General features: G+C 55.3%; 1 protein-coding gene. It reads left to right on the top strand.

The features are described from left to right. Positions 1–1,319, top strand: a 1,319-nt coding sequence (locus tag BGE37_RS24715) for a phage tail tip domain-containing protein (protein ID WP_157944760.1), incomplete at both ends; no start/stop codon positions are given.

Below are 1,319 nucleotides of genomic sequence, written 5' to 3'. Positions count from 1 at the left end.
GATAACGGGGCGCACTTTGACGGCGACCAGAGCGGCACGGTGAATGGTGTCACGCCGCCAGCGGTGCAGCACCTGACTGCCGAAGTCACCGCAGACAGCGGGGAGTATCAGGTACTGGCGCGCTGGGACACGCCGAAGGTGGTGAAGGGTGTGAGCTTTATGCTTCGCCTTACCGTGGCAGCGGACGACGGCAGAGAGCGGCTGGTCAGCACGGCCCGGACGACGGAAACCACATACCGCTTCACGCAGCTGGCGCTGGGAAACTACAGGCTGACAGTCCGGGCGGCAAATGCCTGGGGACAGCAGGGCGATCCTGCATCGGTATCGTTCCGGATCGCCGCACCGGCAACGCCGTCGCGGATTGAGCTGACGCCGGGCTATTTTCAGATAACCGCCACGCCGCATCTTGCCGTTTATGATCCGACGGTACAGTTTGAGTTCTGGTTCTCGGAAAAGCGGATTGCGGATATCAGGCAGGTTGAAACCACAGCCCGCTATCTTGGTACGGCGCTGTACTGGATAGCCGCCAGTATCAATATCAAACCGGGCCATGATTATTACTTTTATATCCGCAGTGTGAACACCGTTGGCAAATCGGCATTTGTGGAGGCCGTGGGTCGGGCGAGCGATGATGCGGAAGGTTACCTGGATTTTTTCAAAGGCCAGATAACCGAATCCCATCTCGGTAAAGAGCTGCTGGAAAAAGTCGACCTGACGGAGGATAACGCCAGCAGACTGGAGGAGTTTTCGAAAGAGTGGAAAGACGCCAACGATAAATGGAATGCCATGTGGGGCGTCAAAATTGAGCAGACCGAAGACGGCAAACATTATGTCGCGGGGCTTGGCCTCAGCATGGAGGATACAGAGGAAGGCAAACTGAGCCAGTTTCTGGTTGCCGCCAATCGTATCGCGTTTATTGACCCGGCAAACGGGAATGAAACGCCGATGTTTGTGGCGCAGGGCAACCAGATATTCATGAACGACGTGTTCCTGAAACGCCTGACGGCCCCCACCATTACCAGTGGTGGAAATCCACCGGTATTTTCCCTGACACCGGACGGAAAGCTGACCGCTAAAAATGCGGATATCAGTGGCAGTGTGAATGCGAACTCCGGGACGCTCAACAATGTCACGATTAATGAGAACTGTCAGATTAAGGGGAAACTGTCAGCCAACCAGATTGAAGGCGATATTGTCAAAACGGTCAGCAAGTCTTTCCCCCGAACGAGCACTTATGCCAGCGGCACCATCACGGTAAGAATCAGTGATGATCAGAAATTTGACCGGCAGGTCATGATACCGCCAGTGTTATTCCGCGG

It is taken from the genome of Escherichia sp. MOD1-EC6300 (assembly GCF_002965045.1).
GTDB classification, from domain to species: Bacteria; Pseudomonadota; Gammaproteobacteria; order Enterobacterales; family Enterobacteriaceae; genus Escherichia; species Escherichia coli_F.
Note: the sequence above shows the minus strand (reverse complement) of the source record. Positions and strands in the feature narration are given on the sequence as shown.